15 protein-coding genes are annotated in these 15,700 nt (G+C 74.3%); 7 read left to right on the top strand and 8 right to left on the bottom strand.

Features of this window, described 5'->3' with window-relative positions; genetic code table 11:
- Nucleotides 1–10: 10 nt before the first annotated feature.
- Nucleotides 11–370, bottom strand: a complete 360-nt coding sequence (locus ACH4SL_RS15680) for an NADH-quinone oxidoreductase subunit A (protein ID WP_031518860.1) — start codon at nucleotides 368–370, stop codon at nucleotides 11–13.
- Nucleotides 371–948: 578 nt separating this feature from the next.
- Between ACH4SL_RS15680 and ACH4SL_RS15675 the strand changes: the two genes are divergently transcribed.
- Complete coding sequence (locus ACH4SL_RS15675; protein ID WP_398445573.1) at nucleotides 949–1,803, top strand: C40 family peptidase; 855 nt, start codon at nucleotides 949–951, stop codon at nucleotides 1,801–1,803.
- A gap of 3 nt (nucleotides 1,804–1,806) precedes the next feature.
- Here ACH4SL_RS15675 and ACH4SL_RS15670 read toward each other — a convergent pair whose 3' ends face one another.
- The 4 genes from ACH4SL_RS15670 to ACH4SL_RS15655 form a co-directional block, all read right to left on the bottom strand.
- Complete coding sequence (locus tag ACH4SL_RS15670; protein WP_398445571.1) at nucleotides 1,807–5,844, bottom strand: hypothetical protein; 4,038 nt, start codon at nucleotides 5,842–5,844, stop codon at nucleotides 1,807–1,809.
- Nucleotides 5,841–6,260, bottom strand: coding sequence for a hypothetical protein (locus ACH4SL_RS15665; RefSeq protein ID WP_398445569.1), 420 nt, complete (start codon nucleotides 6,258–6,260; stop codon nucleotides 5,841–5,843). The genes ACH4SL_RS15670 and ACH4SL_RS15665 overlap by 4 nt, the downstream gene beginning before the upstream one ends.
- 132 nt (nucleotides 6,261–6,392) lie before the next feature.
- Complete coding sequence (locus ACH4SL_RS15660) at nucleotides 6,393–6,905, bottom strand: pyridoxamine 5'-phosphate oxidase family protein (protein WP_398445567.1); 513 nt, start codon at nucleotides 6,903–6,905, stop codon at nucleotides 6,393–6,395.
- A gap of 11 nt (nucleotides 6,906–6,916) precedes the next feature.
- Nucleotides 6,917–7,885, bottom strand: coding sequence for a LysR family transcriptional regulator (locus tag ACH4SL_RS15655; protein WP_398445565.1), 969 nt, complete (start codon nucleotides 7,883–7,885; stop codon nucleotides 6,917–6,919).
- A gap of 166 nt (nucleotides 7,886–8,051) precedes the next feature.
- On the opposite strand from ACH4SL_RS15655, the gene ACH4SL_RS15650 reads away from it, so the two are divergent.
- Nucleotides 8,052–9,056: an NADP-dependent oxidoreductase gene (locus ACH4SL_RS15650; RefSeq protein ID WP_398445562.1), complete on the top strand. Its 1,005-nt coding sequence runs from the start codon at nucleotides 8,052–8,054 to the stop codon at nucleotides 9,054–9,056.
- A 90-nt stretch (nucleotides 9,057–9,146) separates the two neighbouring features.
- Nucleotides 9,147–9,590, top strand: coding sequence for a hypothetical protein (locus ACH4SL_RS15645; protein ID WP_398445559.1), 444 nt, complete (start codon nucleotides 9,147–9,149; stop codon nucleotides 9,588–9,590).
- A 57-nt stretch (nucleotides 9,591–9,647) separates the two neighbouring features.
- Here the strand turns inward: ACH4SL_RS15645 and ACH4SL_RS15640 are convergent, their stop codons facing one another.
- Entirely contained in the window at nucleotides 9,648–11,069 is a 1,422-nt protein-coding gene (locus ACH4SL_RS15640; RefSeq protein ID WP_398445557.1) for a glycoside hydrolase family 16 protein, read from the bottom strand.
- 372 nt (nucleotides 11,070–11,441) lie between these two features.
- Here ACH4SL_RS15640 and pyrE point away from each other — a divergent pair, with 372 nt between their 5' ends.
- A complete protein-coding gene (pyrE, locus tag ACH4SL_RS15635; protein WP_398445555.1) occupies nucleotides 11,442–11,975 on the top strand; it encodes an orotate phosphoribosyltransferase in 534 nt (177 codons plus the stop codon).
- Nucleotides 11,976–12,193: 218 nt separating this feature from the next.
- On the opposite strand, the gene ACH4SL_RS15630 is transcribed toward pyrE, so the two are convergent.
- Nucleotides 12,194–12,832 (bottom strand): hypothetical protein, encoded by a 639-nt coding sequence (locus ACH4SL_RS15630; protein WP_398445553.1) that lies wholly within the window; start codon nucleotides 12,830–12,832, stop codon nucleotides 12,194–12,196.
- A 106-nt stretch (nucleotides 12,833–12,938) separates the two neighbouring features.
- Nucleotides 12,939–13,862: an NmrA/HSCARG family protein gene (locus ACH4SL_RS15625; protein WP_398445551.1), complete on the bottom strand. Its 924-nt coding sequence runs from the start codon at nucleotides 13,860–13,862 to the stop codon at nucleotides 12,939–12,941.
- A 104-nt stretch (nucleotides 13,863–13,966) separates the two neighbouring features.
- On the opposite strand from ACH4SL_RS15625, the gene ACH4SL_RS15620 reads away from it, so the two are divergent.
- The 3 genes from ACH4SL_RS15620 to ACH4SL_RS15610 all read left to right on the top strand — a co-directional run bounded on the left by ACH4SL_RS15620 (nucleotide 13,967) and on the right by ACH4SL_RS15610 (nucleotide 15,643).
- Nucleotides 13,967–14,509: a TetR/AcrR family transcriptional regulator gene (locus ACH4SL_RS15620; RefSeq protein ID WP_398445549.1), complete on the top strand. Its 543-nt coding sequence runs from the start codon at nucleotides 13,967–13,969 to the stop codon at nucleotides 14,507–14,509.
- 238 nt (nucleotides 14,510–14,747) lie between these two features.
- A complete protein-coding gene (locus tag ACH4SL_RS15615) occupies nucleotides 14,748–15,155 on the top strand; it encodes a VOC family protein (protein ID WP_398446627.1) in 408 nt (135 codons plus the stop codon).
- Between the two features lie 122 nt (nucleotides 15,156–15,277).
- A complete protein-coding gene (locus tag ACH4SL_RS15610; RefSeq protein WP_398445547.1) occupies nucleotides 15,278–15,643 on the top strand; it encodes a hypothetical protein in 366 nt (121 codons plus the stop codon).
- Nucleotides 15,644–15,700 lie beyond the last annotated feature (57 nt).

The following is a 15,700-nucleotide window of genomic DNA, read 5'->3' as shown; positions in this document are numbered from 1 at the left end:
CCCTCGGTCCCTAGTCCCATTCCAGGCCGCCGCGCCGCCACACGTAGGCGTAGGCGACGAAGACGGTGAGCACGAAGAGGAGCATCTCCACGAGCCCGAACATCCCCAGGCGGTCGAAGGTGACGGCCCAGGGGTAGAGGAAGACGATCTCGATGTCGAAGACGATGAAGAGCATCGCCGTCAGGTAGTACTTGATCGGGAAGCGCCCGCCGCCGGCCGGTTGCGGGGTGGGCTCGATGCCGCACTCGTACGCTTCCAACTTGGCCCGGTTGTACCGTTTCGGCCCGATGATCGAGGCCATGAAAACGGAGAAGATCGCGAAGCCGGCCGCGATGCCCCCCAGCACGAGGATGGGCGCGTAGGCGTTCACCGTCCCCCGCTCCTTCCAGTCGGCAGTGACTGACATGTACGGACCGACTCGCGGTGTGAGCCGCCTCACCTTACGACCAAGATCGCGTCTATGTGAGGCAGTTCACAAGCCCAAGTCGCCTGCATCCTATGCCTCCCGGTCTGTGATCTGCGACACGGGGTACCGGCTCACCTTTGTGATCTCCACCACCCGGCCAATGATCATGAAGTCGGATGAGCGGTGATCTTGAGGCGGATCACTCCCAAACGATCACTTCATGTCACATCCCTGTTAATTCTCGCTGGTCAGAGAGGTGGGCTCATTATCAAGCGGGAGTGGGGACGGGCAAATTGGAGTTGGACGCGACCGCGTGATAGCGCGCGGACGGACACCGGGAGGGGCGCCGTCCGCCCGTCCGGCGGCGGGGAATCCGCCGCGTGAAAGCGTGCACGAGCGCAAATCGGGCCACTCATGTGAAAGCGCGTCAAACCGGCGGAAGACCAAGATCGCGAAACGGGCATTTGAGCCGTGAGCACGTCAACTGTGGCGCATCCCACCTTTCTTGAACGGAACCATTCGTTCCTGATAGCCAGAGACGCATGTCCCAGAACAGACCGCAGATATCGCCCGGGGCCGCGCCGTCCCATAGCGGCCGCCGGCGGCACGCCGCGCCGGCGCGCCCCAACTGGACGCGCAGGGCCGGACTCGTCGGCGGTGTCGTCAGCGCCATCGCACTCGGCGGCGCGGGCGCACCCGCCCTCGCCGACAACCACGGGCGTCCCGACGCCGCCAAGCCGACCGCGCTCGACGCCTCCCCGCTGTCGACCGCGGTGACCTCCCGGCAGGCCGCCGACGCCGTCGCGCAGAACGCGCTCGCCCACACCCTCGCCGCCGCCCGCGAGCACGCCGCGACCACCGCCGCTGCCGCCGCCTCGGCCCGGCACAAGGCCGCCGTCGCCGCGAAGGCCGCGAAGGCGCGGGCCACCGCGACCGCGCTGGCCGCCTCGCGCAGCGCCAAGCGCGCGAAGCTCACCGCGACCCCGGCCGCCGCCTCCTCCTCTTCCGCGTCCTCCTCGTCGAGCGCCGCGGCACCCTCCGCCTCCAAGGTCGACAAGCTCATCGCGTTCCTGAAGGCGCAGATCGGCAAGCCGTACGTCTACGGCGCCACCGGCCCCTCGTCGTACGACTGCTCGGGCCTGACCCAGACCGCGTACGCCACGGTCGGCATCTCGCTGCCGCGCACCTCGCAGGAGCAGTCGACGGTGGGCACCCCCGTCTCGATGAGCTCTCTGCGCGCCGGCGACCTCGTCTTCTGGGGCGGCGAGGGCAGCGCCTACCACGTGGGCGTCTACATCGGCGACGGCCAGTACCTGGACGCGGCCAACCCGTCGTCCCCGGTGGGCATCAAGCCGCTGACCTACTCCGAGCCGGACTGGGCCGTCCGCGTCCTGTAGGGCTCATGCGCAGGGCGGGTCGTACGGCAGCTGGGGGATGTACGTCTTCCACTGCTGGGTGGTGAGCACGTCGCGGGTGGTGGAGCAGATCCACCGCGCGGCGTGCTCGGGGTCCAGGTCCCACAGCCGGATCACGCCGTCCGACCCGGCGCTGAGCAGGCGGCCGTCGCGGTGGAAGGCGACCGCGGCGACGTCGCCGGACGCCCCGGTCAGCGGCCCGCCCCGGGCGTGCGCGCGGGCCGGGTCGGCGACGTCCCACAGCCGGATCGTGCCGTCGCTGATGGCGCCGGTGGCCAGCGTGCGGCCGTCCTTGCTGAACGCCAGCGTGCCCACGGGGGCGGCGTGGCCGGTCAGCGGCGCGCCGAGGGCGTGCGCGTGGGCGGGGTCGCTCACGTCCCACAGCCGGACGGTGCTGTCGTAGCCGCCGCTGGCCAGCGTGCGGCCGTCCGGGCTGAACGCCACCGACAGGACGAGCCCGGTGTGGCCGGTGAGCGGCTTGCCGAGAGCGTGCGCATGGGCGGGGTCGCTCACGTCCCACAGCCGCACCGTCCCGTCGCCGTTCGCACTCGCGAGCGTCCGCCCGTCCGGGCTGAAGACCAGTTTGGCGGTGGCGTTCTCGAAGCCGGTCAGCTTGCCCAGGTACACCGGATCCGCCGTGTCGGTCAGATCCCACAACTCGATCCGCAGGTCCAGGCCGCCGACGGCCAGCGTCCGGCCGCTCGGGCTGAAAGCCACGGTCGACACATGGCTCATCTTCGTGTCCAGTTTGCGGCCCAGCAGGGTGGGACGCGACGGATTCGCGGTGTCCCACAGCTCCACGTCTCCGTTGGTGAAACTGCCGCCGGCCAGCACCTTCCCGTCCGCGCTGAACGCCAGCGACCGCACCGACGCGGGGGCGGCGACGGCCGGGGGCACGCCGAGCGCCGTCGTACGGTCCGGGTCGCCCACGTCCCACAGCCGGACCTTGCCGTCGCTGCCGGCGGTGCCCATCGTGTGGCCGTCGGGGCTCAACACGGCGCCGTCCAGGGAGCGGCTGCCGGACGTGAGGAGTCGCTGCGGGAAGGTCCACACCCGCACCGTGCTGTCGGCGCCGCCGCTCACCAGGGTGCTGCCGCCCTGGGTGAAGGCCGTCCCGAGGACCGCCGCGGTGTGGCCGACCAGGGCCGTGCCGCGCGAGACGGGGTTGTCGGGGTAGGCGACGTTCCACAGGTCGATCGAGCCGTCGTAGCTGGCACTGGCCAGGGTCTGCCCGCTCGGGCTGAAGGCCACCGACGTGATGATCCCCTTCTGCCCGAGGAGTTCGCCCAGCATGACGACATGGGCGGGGTCGGTCGTGTTCCACAGCCGCACCCGGAAGTCGCCGCCGCCGCTGGCCAGGGTGTGCCCGTCCGGGCTGAACGCCACCGACGCCACGGTGTCGGTGCCGTGTCCGTACAGAGGTTTGCCCAGCGCCGCCGCGTGCGCCGGGTCGGTCACGTTCCACAACCGGACCGAGTGGTCGAAGCTGCCGCTGGCGAGGGTGTGTCCGTCCGGGCGGAAGGCGACCGAGTCGACCGCGTCGGTGTGGCCGGTCAGCGGCTTGCCCAGCGGCGCCGGGTGGACCGGGTCGGCCGTGCTCCACAACCAGATCTTCCCGTCGGCGTCGCCGGTGGCGAGCACCCGCCCGTCCGGGCTGAACGCCACCGCTCCCACGGTGTTGGCGAAACCGGTCAGCGGCTCGCCCAGCGGGACCGGGTGCGCCGGGGAGGTGACGTCCCAGAGCCGGGCCGTCCGGTCGTTGCCGCCCGCCGCCAGCGTGCGGCCGTCGGGGCTGAACGCCAGGGACTCGACGATGTTGGCGAACACCTTGACCGGCGGACCCAGCTTCGCCGGGTGCAGCGAATCGGCGATGTCCCACAGCTGGATCGCGTTGCTGCTGCTGCCGGTGGCCATCGTGCGCCCGTCGCGCGTGACCGCCACCGAGACGACGCCCCCGATGCCGGAGGCGAGCGGCTCGGACATCGGCTGCTCGGCGCTGCTGACCAGATGCGCGCGCAGGTCGTCGTCGGGGCGCATCCGGTACGCGACCAGGTCGAGTTGCGCCGCGAGCGCGGTGTCGGTGCTGCGCAGCCGGTCGGCCTCCGCGGTGATCTGGCTGAAGATCGCGGTGTTCCGCTCGTCCAGGGCCTTGCCCCGCTGCTCGTACGCGAGCGCCGCGGCCCCGCTGGCCAGCAGGGCGAGGGTGACCAGGACGGCGGTGACGGCGCGGCGGACGCGCGCGGTGCGCCGGACGCGGGCGGTGGAGGCGGCGAGGAAGGGCCCGGTCGTCGCGTCGTCGCCGGGGTCGCGGGCGGCGAGCGCGCCCTCCGCGGCCTCCAGCCGGCTCGCCGGGTAGAGCAGGTCCCCCGGGCGGCCGGCCCGCTCCCAGGCGAAGGCGGCGTCGCGCAGCTCCTGCCGTACGACGGTGCCGATCCGGTCGTCGTCGAGCCAGCCCTTGAGCCGCGGCCACGCCCGCAGCAGCACCTCGTGGGTGATCGCGACGGTGTCCCGGTCCTGCGTCAGCAGCCGCGCCGCGGTGAAGGTGTCGAGAACGGTACGGGCCGCCTGCGGATCGGCCGCGAAGCGCAGCAGGTCGTCCCGCGGGACGCGGCGGCGGGTGGGTTCGGCGCCCTCGGTGACGGTGACCAGCCGGAGGAAGAGGCTGCGGGCCGCGTCGGAGGCGGGGCTCGCGCCGCCGGCGTCGGGAGGCGCGGGGGCTTGGGCCGCGGGGGCGGGGCTCGCGGGGGCGGAGGCGGGGCTCGCGGGGTCCGCCTGGTCGTCGACGTCCGCCGTTCCGAGCCGGGCGAAGGCGCGCTCGGCGGTGTCGGCCACCGCGTGCTCGATGCCGCGGGTCGCCTGGTATCCGCGGACGGTCAGCACGCCGCCGTCGCGCTGCGTCCAGGTGGTGCGCAGCGCGTGGGCCAGCAGCGGCAGACGGCCCGCCTCGTAATCCCCGGGCTTCTCGGCGGCCCCGGCCCGCCCGCCGGGCTCGGCGCCGTGAGCGCCCAGGTCCCGCAGCAGCACCTCGGGCAGGCCCGTCTCGACCATGAGGCCGGCCCGCTGGGCGGGCAGCACGATGGCGTCCCGCAGCTCGGCGCGCGACATCGGCCCGAGGAAGACCTGGTTGCGCTGCACCGCGCCGCGCAGCCACGGGTAGGCGGCGCACTGCGCGTAGAAGTCGGCCCGCAGGCCCAGCACGACGAGGCCGAGCGGCTCCTGCCCGTCGCGCGGGTCCGCGAGCCACGCCAGCTCCTCGACGAAGGCCCGCCGCTCCGCCTCGTCCTCGCACTGCGTGAAGATCTCTTCGAGCTGGTCGACGACGACGATGACGCGCGGGTGGGGGCGGGGGCGCGGGCCCGTCCGCGGCTCGGTGCGGGGGTCGGTGTGCGGGTCGGTCTGCGGATCGGTGCGCGGGTCGATTCGGCCGAGGGCCCGGCGCAGGGCGGAGCGGCGGGCGTCGCGGTCCTCCGCCCGCCAGTCCGGCGGCGCGGCGGCCGCGGGCTCGCCGGTCAGCACGGCGAAGTGGGCGGCCAGCGCGCGCATCGGGCTGTGGGTCGGGGTGAACACCAGCCGCCGCCAGTGCCGCGAGCCCGCCGCGGGCAGGTCGCCGCGCCCGATCGCGGGCAGCAGACCGGCCCGCAGCAGCGAGGACTTGCCCGCGCCCGAGGGGGCGACGACCACCAGCGGGGCGCGGTCGGCGACGCTGCCGTCCAGCCGTACGACCAGGTCGGCGACCAGCCCCTCCCGCCCGAAGTACCAGTCGGCCTGGTCGAGTCCGAAAGGCTCCAGGCCGGGGTACGGGCAGTCGTCGTCCTCCGCGGGGCGGCCCACCCGGTGGAGGCGGCCCTCGGCCATGACGAAGGTGGCCCGCAGATCGCGTACCTCGACGATGTACTGGTCGCGGCCCGCCTGGTAGACGCGCGCCTCGTCCGAGGCGCGGGCGTACGGGACGAACGGCGGCGGGCCCTCCGTCCCGCCGTCGGGTCCGCGGCCGGGCGGGACCGGCCCCTCCCCCGTGGTCACCGCTCGGTGATGTGCTGGTCGCGGCCCGCCTGGTAGACGCGGCCGCTGCCGGTCGCGCGCGCCTCCTGGTGGATGCCGCCGCTCACCGCCTGCCCGCGGGCCGCCGCCTCCCAGTCGGCGAGGGCCGCCCGCAGCGCCGCCTCGGCGTCCGGCCGCGCGGCGAGCAACTCCCCGATCCGCCGGGCCCATTCACCGCCCAGCGCCGCCTCGTCGACCGGCGTGCCCGCCACCCGGCCCTGTACGACGGCGGCTTGCGCCGTGTCGAGGTCCGCCGCGACGTCCTCGGCCCCCTCGGGCCGGAACTGCCGCCACAGCCGCACGGCTCCGTCCCGCGTCCGCTGCCACCCGTCGGTGACCATGAGCGTGACCAAGGTGCTGCTTGCACCTGCCGACAAGGCGGCGAACTGCGGATCCATGCCTGCTCCCTGCGGTCCGACTACCGGGCCCCGGAATCTGACGGTCTTTCACTGTAGGACAAATGGCGGATACAGGTGCCTCGTTGGCCGCGCACACACCACATCTCCACGGAACGGCACGCCGGGAGGCGTTCAGAGCAGCCAGCGCCCGCCCTTCATGAGGAGGCGGTCCCTGAGCTCGGGGACCGTCCCCCACGCGCGCAACTGCCGCGGGGCGACACGGTAGAAGTCGTACGGGTCCGGGTCCTTGCGCGGATCCCAGCCGTCCTTGGCGGCGAAGGCATCACCGACGCCGGGCGGGAGCGCGTCCACCGTGAAGGCGGTCACGTCCCCCTCGACGTGCACGACGTCACGCGTCGTCCCGAAGCACAGCCGGACGGTGCCGGACGCCCTGAGGTTCGCGCCGGTGGGGTTGGTCGGCCGGGTCGAGAGCCACACGGCCTCGCCGTCCCACCAGAACGCGAGCGGCATCAACGTCGGCCCACCGCCCGCCGGGTCGGCCGTCGCGACCCACACGTCCCCCTCCTCCGCCAGGATCCGCAGGGCGTTGGCCTTGCGCTCGGCGCGGGAGCGGGGGCCGTTGCCGTTGCCGGATGTGGAGGTGGAGGTGGAAGTGGTCGCGCCGGTCGTCTCGTTCGTCGTCATGCGGGACGACGCTAGCCCCGCCGACCGCCGGGCACATCGGTCGCGGGGCGTAGGCCGCCCGCGTGACCTGCCGCCCGCAACTCGCGGACCAGGGCGCGTACGGCGGCGGAGGCGGCGAGTTCGGGCGTGGTCACGTAGCCGATCCGGCGGGTCGGGCGGCGCGGGCCGAGGTCGGTGAGCTCGACCGTGTCGGGGGCGCCGGTCAGGGAGAGGGCCGGCATGATCGCCATCCCGTGGCCCGCGCCCACGAGGGAGAGCACCGCGCCGTCGTCCTCGGCCTCGACCGTGGCCCGCGGGATCCAGTCCTGCGCCGCCCACCAGGCGCGGGTGTACGAACCGCAGTTCTCGGCCCAGTCGACGAGCGGCAGCGAGCGCGGCGCCGGGTGTCCGGCCGGGTGCACCAGGCTGTAGCCCTCCTCGAAGAGCCCGCCCGCCACCAGCCCGGCGGGCAGCCGCGCGCCGCCCAGGGTGGCGAGGGCGAGGTCCGCGCGCCCGTCGGCCACCTCGCCCGCCGTGCCGCGCCCCACCTCGCGGACGATCCGCACCCGCGGCTCGATCCCCGGGTGCCGCGCGCGCAGCCGCTCCAGGACCTGCGGCAGCAGGTGCAGCGCGGTGCTGCGGAAGGCCGCGATCCGCAGCGGGCCGCTCGGGCCCTCCGGCCGGGCGGCCTCTCGCGCCTCGGCGGCGAGCACGTCCAGCAGGCGCAGGACGCGGCGGGCGTGCGCCACCGCCTTATCCCCCGCCGCGGTGGGGCTCGCACCGCGGCGGCCGCGGTCGAAGAGGACGGCGCCGATCTTGCGCTCGCTGCCGCGCACCGAGTGGGAGACCGCGGACTGGGTGAGGCCGAGCGCGGCGCCCGCCGCCGAGAAGCCGCCGGTGTCCGCGACCGCGACGAGGACGCGCAGCTCACGCGGGGCGAGGTCGGTGCCGTCGGCTCCGCCGGTGGGGGCGGGGGTGCCGTTGCCGGGCGTACGGGACACGGGTCGCTCACCTCGGAGGTGCGGGGGGCGGGCGGAAGGGGAACGGGCGCGCGGGGCCGTACGCCCGAGCACCCTCCCCGTACGTATGAGCACCGCTCATGGAACGGGCCGTCGTATGAGCCCAACCCGCTGCCCCGGGGCGCCATTCCCGGCCTACCGTCCGGCCATGAGCGAGCACGCGATCACCGTCCAGCAGACCGCCCGCCCCCACGGCTTCCCCACCGCCGGGGATTTCGCCTTCGTCGAGTCGGCGGTCCCCACCCCCGCGCCCGGCACGGCGCTCGTGGCGAATCTCTACTGGTCCGTCGACCCCTACCACCGCGAGCTGATGGACGACGTGCCCGGCGGCTTCGCGCTGCACGCCCCGCTCGAAGGCCGGACCATCGGGCGCGTCGTCGCCTCGCGGACACCGGAGTTGACCGAGGGCGAGATCGTCTTCCACCGGCGCGGCTGGCGTACGCACTCCGTGGTCCGCCCCGAGGAGGTCCGCCGCCTCCCGCGCTTCGAGGGCGTCCCCCTGACCGCCTTCCTGAGCGTCCTCGGCGGCACCGGGCTGACCGCCTACGTCGGCCTCACCCGCATCGCCCAACTCCGCCCGGGAGAAGACCTCTTCGTGTCCGCCGCAGCCGGCGGCGTCGGTACGGCCACCGGCCGCTTCGCCCGCCTGCTGGGCGCCGGCCGGCTCGTCGGCAGCGCGGGCACGGCGGCCAAGGTCGCCCACCTGACCCGGGAGGTGGGCTACGACGCGGCCTTCGACCACCACGCAGGCCCCGCCGCCGCCCTGCTCGCCGAGGCCGCGCCGGACGGCGTCGACGTCTTCGTCGACAACGTCGGCGGCGACCAACTGGCCGCCGCGGTCGGCGCGTTGCGCGAGTTCGGCCGTATCGTCCGAGTCGGCACCATCAGCACCTACAACACCCCGGACGCACCTCCGCCCGCCGTCGACCACGCGCAGATCGTGGAGAAGAGCCTCCGCATGGAGGGCTTCCTCGTCAGCAACTACCGCGATCTCCAAGAGGAGTTGTACGAATTCGCGGTCCCGCACCTCCAGAGCGGCCGGCTCGCCCTCGACGAGACGGTGGTGGACGGCTTCGACCACATCGTGGACGCCTTCCTGGGCATGCTGCGCGGCACGAACACCGGGAAGATCATCGTGCGCGGCGACACGTAGCCGGTGGCGGCGTCGGCGGAACGGGCCCGTCCTCCCGCCCCAGGCGCGATGATTCCGGGCAGAGTTGCTTGCACGGAAGGGGACGGGCGGATGAGCGAGGCGATACGGCGGGCAGCGGGGACGGTGACGTTCTCGGACCTGCTGCGGCAGCCGAGGCGGCTGCTGGGGCGGTTCGGGGGCGACAGTGCGGCCCGGGCCGCGGACGCCGACGCGGCGGCCTTCGCGGCGGGCGAGGCGCGGGTGGTGACGGCGTTCGCCCACGAGGGGCGCCGCCTCCGGCAGGGCCTGCTCGTCCTGGACCCCGCGTCCCCCACCCCCGTGACCTGGCACCGCACCATGCGCCCCCGGCCCGGCCCCTCCCCCGTCCCTCTCTCCGCCCCCTTCGACGTCCTCGCGGTGACCCCCGGCACCCCGCGCCGCGCCTTCACCCTCGTGACCTTCACCGCCGCCGCCACGCCCTGGGCCCTGGCCGTACCCGCCCTCGACCTCCCTCTTGTGCACGCCGCCCTGAGCCGGGCGAACGCGCAGGCGTGAGCGCACCCCGGGCGTCGGGGGCGGGTGGCCGCGCCGTCCACCCGCCCCTTCCCCGCGCTACCCGGTGTACGTGTACGTGAAGTGCGGGGTGTCGTACTGCGGGCCGCTCTTCTCGTAGGTGAACCAGTAGGTGACCACCGCGCCGGACGACAGGCCGCTGACCGTCTGCGTCCAGGTGCCGCCGCTGTTGGCCATCCGGAAGTTCTGCTGGCCCCCGCCGTTGACGAGGTAGTGGACGTCGACGTACGCGGCGGGCGTGGTGGGGGTGAAGGTGATGCGCACCTGGCCGGTGCCGGTGGTCGACGCCCCGGCGGTGTAGTCGGGGGCGGTGGTGCTGCCGCCGGTGGTGCCGGTGCTCGTACCGGTTGAGGTGCCGGTGCTGGTGCCGGTGGACGTACCGGTGCTCGTTCCCGTGCTCGTACCCGTACTCGTACCCGTGCTCGTTCCCGTCGAGGTGCCCGTGGACGTACCGGTCGACGTACCGCCGGTGCCGCTCCCGCTCGTGGTGCGGTTGACGGCGATCCAGTCGACCGTCATGCCCGCGCCGGAGCTGATGTCGGCGGAGGGGGAGGTGCAGCCGCACACCTTGTTCGGGTACGAGCCGCCGATCGCGACGTCGAAGATGGCGAAGAAGCCGTGGTCGACGGCCGCTTGCCAGGTCGCCGTCGACACCTGGTTCTCGTTGACCGTGTACGTCACCGCGCCGTCGAGGGAGAAGCGGAGCTGCTCGGCGGAGGTGTTGGTGCGGTCGATGACCACGGAGTAGGTGTGGAAGCCGCTCTGGCAGCCGCCGCACGGCTGGAGGCCGCTGCTGATGCCGTCCGGGTCGTGGCATTCCCCGGCCCACACCCCGCAGTGGAAGGTCGTCGAGTGCTGGCTCAGCGCGTTGACGTCCTCCATGATGTCCAGCTCGCCGATGCCGGGCCAGTTCGTCGCCCCGACCGGCCGGGCGTCGGCGCCCATCGCCCAGAAGGCGGGCCAGTAGCCCAGGCCGCTCGCCGGTGCGGGCTGCTTGAGCGACGCGCTGATCTCCAACTGCCCGCCCGCGGGCGCGGCGAAGTCGGTGCGCTGGGTCTCGATCCGGCCCGACGTCCAGTGCCCGGACGCCTCCTTGACGGGCTTGATCACGAGGTGCCCGGAGCCGTCCTGGTAGACGTTGGTGGTCGAGTCGGTGGCCGTCTCGATCTCACCGGTGCCCCAGTTCCCGGCAGCGCCGGGGTAGTTGTAGCCGGTGCCGGTGTCGTAGAGCCAGTTCGCGCGGTTGAGGCCGGTGCCTGCGGCGCCGTTGAAGTCGTCACTGAACACGGTGGTCCAGCCGGACGGCGGATTCGGCACGGCCGCCGCGGCGGACCCGCCGGTCAGCGACACCCCGAGCGCGGCGCCGATCGCCAGCAGCAGCGCGCCGAGTCCGGCGGTGAGGCCGCGCCGGGCACGGACCCGAACGCTGCGCGGCGGGCGAGGTGTTGCGTGGTCTCTCATGAGCGGGCTCATGGCCTGATGACCTTTCTCCGGGCGGTGGGGGGAGGTGGTCGCACGGGCCCCTGAGAGCGCTCTCAAGAACCCGACTGCCGTGGAGTGTCGCCCCGTGGCAGGGCCACGTCAATAGGCCGCGCACGCGGTGCTTGGTCTATGGGGGGTGGGGCTGGGCAGGCGGTCGCCCTCGCGGACCGGGCGGGGGCGGCGGGAGTCGCGGTTGGTCGCGCGCTGGCCCCCGGGCCGGACCCGCTCTGGCCCCGCACTGGCCCCGGGCCGAACCCTCGCCTGCCCCCGAACGCGAACAGGACCGGCCCCGGCCCGGACGTACGGCGGCGGCGTGGCGCGGCCCGGGGCAGCCTGAAAGGGTAGGGGCTCGTGACCACTCCCCCCACGCACGCCGACCTCGCCCGCCGGATCCGCGAAGCCGCCCATCTCACGGGGCGGTTCACGCTCCGGTCCGGGCGCACCGCCACCGACTACTTCGACAAGTACCGCTTCGAGGCCGACCCCGTCCTGCTCGACGAGATCACCGCCCGCATGGCCCCGCTCGTGCCGTCCGGAACAGAGGTGCTGGCCGGGCTGGAGATGGGCGGCATCCCCGTCGTGACCGCGCTCGGCCGCCACACGGGCCTGCCCTGCGCGTTCGTCCGCAAGGAGGCGAAGGCGTACGGCACGTGCCGTCTCGCCGAGGGAGCGGAGGTCGCCGGCCGCCGGGTGCTCGTCGTCGAGGACGTGGTGACGAGCGGCGGTCAGATCGTCCTGTCCACCGCCGAACTCCGCGCGTTGGACGCCCGCGTGGACGCTGCCCTCTGCGTCATCGACCGCGCCCAGGGCGGCACCGAAACCCTCGCCGCGCAGGGCGTCCGCCTCGACGCCCTGCTGACGGCGGCGGACCTGCGGGCGGCCTGAGCGCGCCTCGCCGGCGCGGCGACGCGGTTCCCGACGGCGAACCCGACGACCCCGCCCTGTTGCGCGAGGCCGCGCAGAACCTGCGGCTGCACGGCCCGGAATGGGACGCCATCGCCGCGAGCCTCACGAAGCGGGCCGAAACACTGGAAGCGGACGCGTCCGGCCTCTGGGCCCACCCCCTGCGCGGTGACACCGCACCGAGGCGGACCCCCGCTCCCTCACGGCCGAACGCCGAGCCACGTCATCAACTCCGCCCAAGCCGCACGCCGTTCCGTCTCGTCCCCCCACCACCACGAGAATGGCGAGGTGTCGGACTCCAGGTCCTCCTGCCACCACTCCACGCACTCCCGCAGGTGGTGGCGGGCGGTCGGGCCCGGCTCGGCCGACCAGCGGGCGAGCCAGGGGGTGACGGTGGACGTCGCGGTCGCGCAGGTCGCGAAGACCTCGTACGGCGGGGTCGGCGGGGACGCCGTGCGCAGGGTTCGCGCCCACCATGCGTCCAGGAATGCGGCTACCGCGTCCGCCTGCCCGGCAGGCCATCGGGGCCAGCCTGCAGCGGCCAGTCCGCGGGCCATGGTTTCCGGCTCGTCCGCGCCGTCTGACAGCATCACGACGAGCTGGGGCAGCACCCGGCGGACGACCGCCGCCTGGTCGCCCCAGTGCCCGGGTTCCTTCTGCGCGACCCGCCGGACGAGATCCTCGGGCAGCGGAACGGCGGGCCGCCGCAGCAGGGCGATCTCGTCCTCGTCGAAGCACCGGCCGCAACCGGCCTCGTCCCGCCGGGCCGTCATCCCCGCGAACTCGTCCGCCACGCGGGCCACGGCCGTACCAACGGGGTCGGCGTTCCTGAGCGTCATACGGCATCCCGTCACACTCCGGCCGGCGTCCCGGCCGAAGAGAGCGACGATACCCGGTGCCCGCTCCCGCCCGCGGGCGGCGGACGCGCCGCACGGCCCGGGGCCGTCAGGGGGTGGGGCGCAGGTACCGCCGCGTCCATTCCTCGAAGCCGGTGAGGGGGATGCCGAGGTCCCTCGCGTACTGCGGGCGGCCCGGCTGGCCGGCGACGTTCAGCCACTCGTGGGTGGCGCCCATCGGCGGCATTCCGGCGGAGAGGGCCTCGGCCTCGGTCATGTCCGGCGCGGACAGTGGCGTGCCCAGCGTGCGGGAGAGGACGTCCGCGATCTCCGTCATCGACAAGTAGTCGCTCGCCAGCTCCAGTTCGACCCCGTCGAATCGCTCCGGGGCGGTCAGGGCCGCCGCGGCCGCGCTGCCGATGTCGTCCACCGCGACCAGTGACAGCCGGGTCCGCGGGTGGAGGACGCTCACCAGGCCGCCCGCGATGCCGCGCGGGAAGAGGAACGCCATGGACGGGAGGAAGTTCTCCATGAAGAAGCCCGGCTTGAGGAGCGTCCAGTGGGGGAAGCCGGCCGCGCGGACCCGGTCCTGGATCGCGCTCTTGGCGCCCAGCGCGGGTTCCATCGAGGCCCAGCGTCCTTCGGCCCAGCCGGGGGTCTCGGTGTGCCGGCCGACGCCGGAGGCGGAGGTGTGCACGAACTGCGGCACCCCGGCGGCTTTCGCGCCCTCGATGAGGTTGACGGCCTGGGCCACCTCCCCTTCGAAGTCGAAGCCCTCCGCGGTGGCGGCGGGCATCTGCACGGAGAAGACGGCGCGGGCGCCCTCGGCGGCCCGGGTCACGGAATCGCGGTCGTGGAGGTCGCCGGTGACCAGTTCGGCGCCGGCGGCCCGGACGGCCTCGGCTCGGTCGGCGGCCGGGTCGCGTACCAGGGCGCGGACGGGAACGCCCGCCGCGAGCAGTGCGCGGGCGGTGGCGCCGCCTTGCCTGCCGGTGGCGCCGGTGACCAGGACGGGTGCGGAATGTGCGGACATGACGCTCCTCCGAGATGCACGGCGGCTAAACGGCGGGGCCCGCCGTTTATGCTCCGGGTACGATACGGCGGGGCCCGCCACTTATCAATCCTGGAGCTGATGCCATGCCCGAGCGCCGACGGGCGGACGCCCGACGCAACTACGCGCGCATCCTCGCCGTGGCCGAGGACGAGGTCGCCGCCCACGGCGCCGACGCCTCCCTGGAGCAGATCGCCCGCACCGCGGGGGTCGGCTCGGCAACGGTGCGCCGCCACTTCCCCACCCGCCGCGCGCTGCTGGAGGCGGTCTCCCGGGAGCGGATCGAGGCCCTGTGCGCCCGCGCCCGCGAGCTGACCGGCAGGGACGACAGCCGGAACGCGCTCCTGGAGTGGCTCGGCGACGTCGTCGCCTACTGCGTCTCCGCCCGAGGGCTCGCGGCCGCGATCGCATACGACGGCCCGGTGCACGAGAACGGCTGCTCAGCGGCACTGGAGGAAGCCGCGGAGCCTCTGCTGCGCAGCGCCGCCCTGGCAGCGGACATCACCTGCGCCGACCTGATCACCCTGATCGTCGGCATCACCCTGGCCACGGAGCACTACCCCGACCCCGCCGCCCAGGCGGACCGCCTGTTCCGGCTGGCGGTGGCGGGCCTGAGCCCGCGGAGCTGAGCCGGGCGCGCAGCCGGCCGAGCCGGGAGCGGAGCCCGCGTGGCAGGATGCCGCCGAGCTTGGACGGCCAGGCCCGCAGAAGAGGGAGGCGGCCATGACGGCGGACGAGACGGGCGCGAGCGAGACGGGCACGGACGGGACGGGCACGGGCGGCGCGGGCACGGACGGGACGGGCACGGGCGGGACCAGCGCGTACGGGACCGGATCCGGCGGGTACGGATTCGCGGGGCTCCACCATGTGCAGCTCGCCATTCCGGCGGGGGGTGAGGAGCGGTGCCGGGAGTTCTGGGGCGGGGTCCTCGGGATGGCGGAGGTCGAGAAGCCGGCGGTGCTCGCCGCGCGGGGCGGGTGCTGGTTCCGAGGTGGGGGGCTGGAGGTCCATCTCGGGGTGGAGGCGGATTTCGGGCCTGCCCGCAAGGCGCATCCGGGGATCCTCGTGCGGGGGCTGGCGGAGCTGGCCCGGCGGTTGGAGGCGGGCGGGCACGCCGTGACGTGGGACGGGGATTTCCCCGGGCACGACCGCTTCTACGCCGCCGACCCCTTCGGCAACCGGCTCGAATTCCTGGAGCCGCGGGGGCCGCAGGAGCCGCAGGGCGCGGACCGGCCCCGGATCCGTACGCCGCGTATGGTCCGCTACCGGCCATAGGGGCGAGGGACGGTACCCCCGGACGGGGCGTGATCGTTTGGGAGGGTGACGGCCGCGACCGCGCGCGGCCGGGGTCCCCCGCGGGAGGCAGCGGGGGGAGCACGCGAGGAGGGCGGCGCCGCATGACCTCGACCGAAGTCCGTGTCATCTGCGGGGAGCGGGTCGGACTGCCCGCCGCGCTGGTGGGCGCCGCCCGGCGGCTCGCGCCCTTCGCCAGCACGGTGCCGGACGACGTGGAGCGGCAGTTGCGCTGCACGCTGGAACGGCACGCGTTGGGCGACCACCACGCCTTCGTCATGGAGCTGCCGGGCCGCGCGCACGGCGCGGTGTGGACGCGCTGGATCCGCGGGCGGCGGCCCGCGACCGTCTTCGTCCTGCCCGACTGCACGGGTACGGGCCCGCCGCCCGCGTGCGAGCCCTGCTGCGAATTCGCAGCTCATCCGGGGGCGCACAGCTGGGAGTTGCGCGACGGGAAGGACTTCCGCTGACCGCGCCAGGAGGCGCCGCGGAAAGAACCGGCCCGCCCGGCACCCGCCGCCGCAACA

Source organism: Streptomyces sp. NPDC021020, assembly GCF_044333285.1.
Lineage (GTDB): Bacteria > Actinomycetota > Actinomycetes > Streptomycetales > Streptomycetaceae > Actinacidiphila.
This window is presented reverse-complemented; position numbering and strand designations above follow the sequence as displayed.

Bases quoted from the DNA above. Each gene is read 5' to 3' on its own strand.
- ACH4SL_RS15675 (WP_398445573.1), top strand. From the start codon at position 949: ATGTCCCAGAACAGACCGCAGATATCGCCCGGGGCCGCGCCGTCCCAT.
- ACH4SL_RS15665 (WP_398445569.1), bottom strand. From the start codon at position 6,260: ATGGATCCGCAGTTCGCCGCCTTGTCGGCAGGTGCAAGCAGCACCTTG.
- ACH4SL_RS15660 (WP_398445567.1), bottom strand. From the start codon at position 6,905: ATGACGACGAACGAGACGACCGGCGCGACCACTTCCACCTCCACCTCC.
- ACH4SL_RS15650 (WP_398445562.1), top strand. From the start codon at position 8,052: ATGAGCGAGCACGCGATCACCGTCCAGCAGACCGCCCGCCCCCACGGC.
- ACH4SL_RS15645 (WP_398445559.1), top strand. From the start codon at position 9,147: ATGAGCGAGGCGATACGGCGGGCAGCGGGGACGGTGACGTTCTCGGAC.
- ACH4SL_RS15640 (WP_398445557.1), bottom strand. From the start codon at position 11,069: ATGAGAGACCACGCAACACCTCGCCCGCCGCGCAGCGTTCGGGTCCGT.
- ACH4SL_RS15630 (WP_398445553.1), bottom strand. From the start codon at position 12,832: ATGACGCTCAGGAACGCCGACCCCGTTGGTACGGCCGTGGCCCGCGTG.
- ACH4SL_RS15625 (WP_398445551.1), bottom strand. From the start codon at position 13,862: ATGTCCGCACATTCCGCACCCGTCCTGGTCACCGGCGCCACCGGCAGG.
- ACH4SL_RS15620 (WP_398445549.1), top strand. From the start codon at position 13,967: ATGCCCGAGCGCCGACGGGCGGACGCCCGACGCAACTACGCGCGCATC.
- ACH4SL_RS15610 (WP_398445547.1), top strand. From the start codon at position 15,278: ATGACCTCGACCGAAGTCCGTGTCATCTGCGGGGAGCGGGTCGGACTG.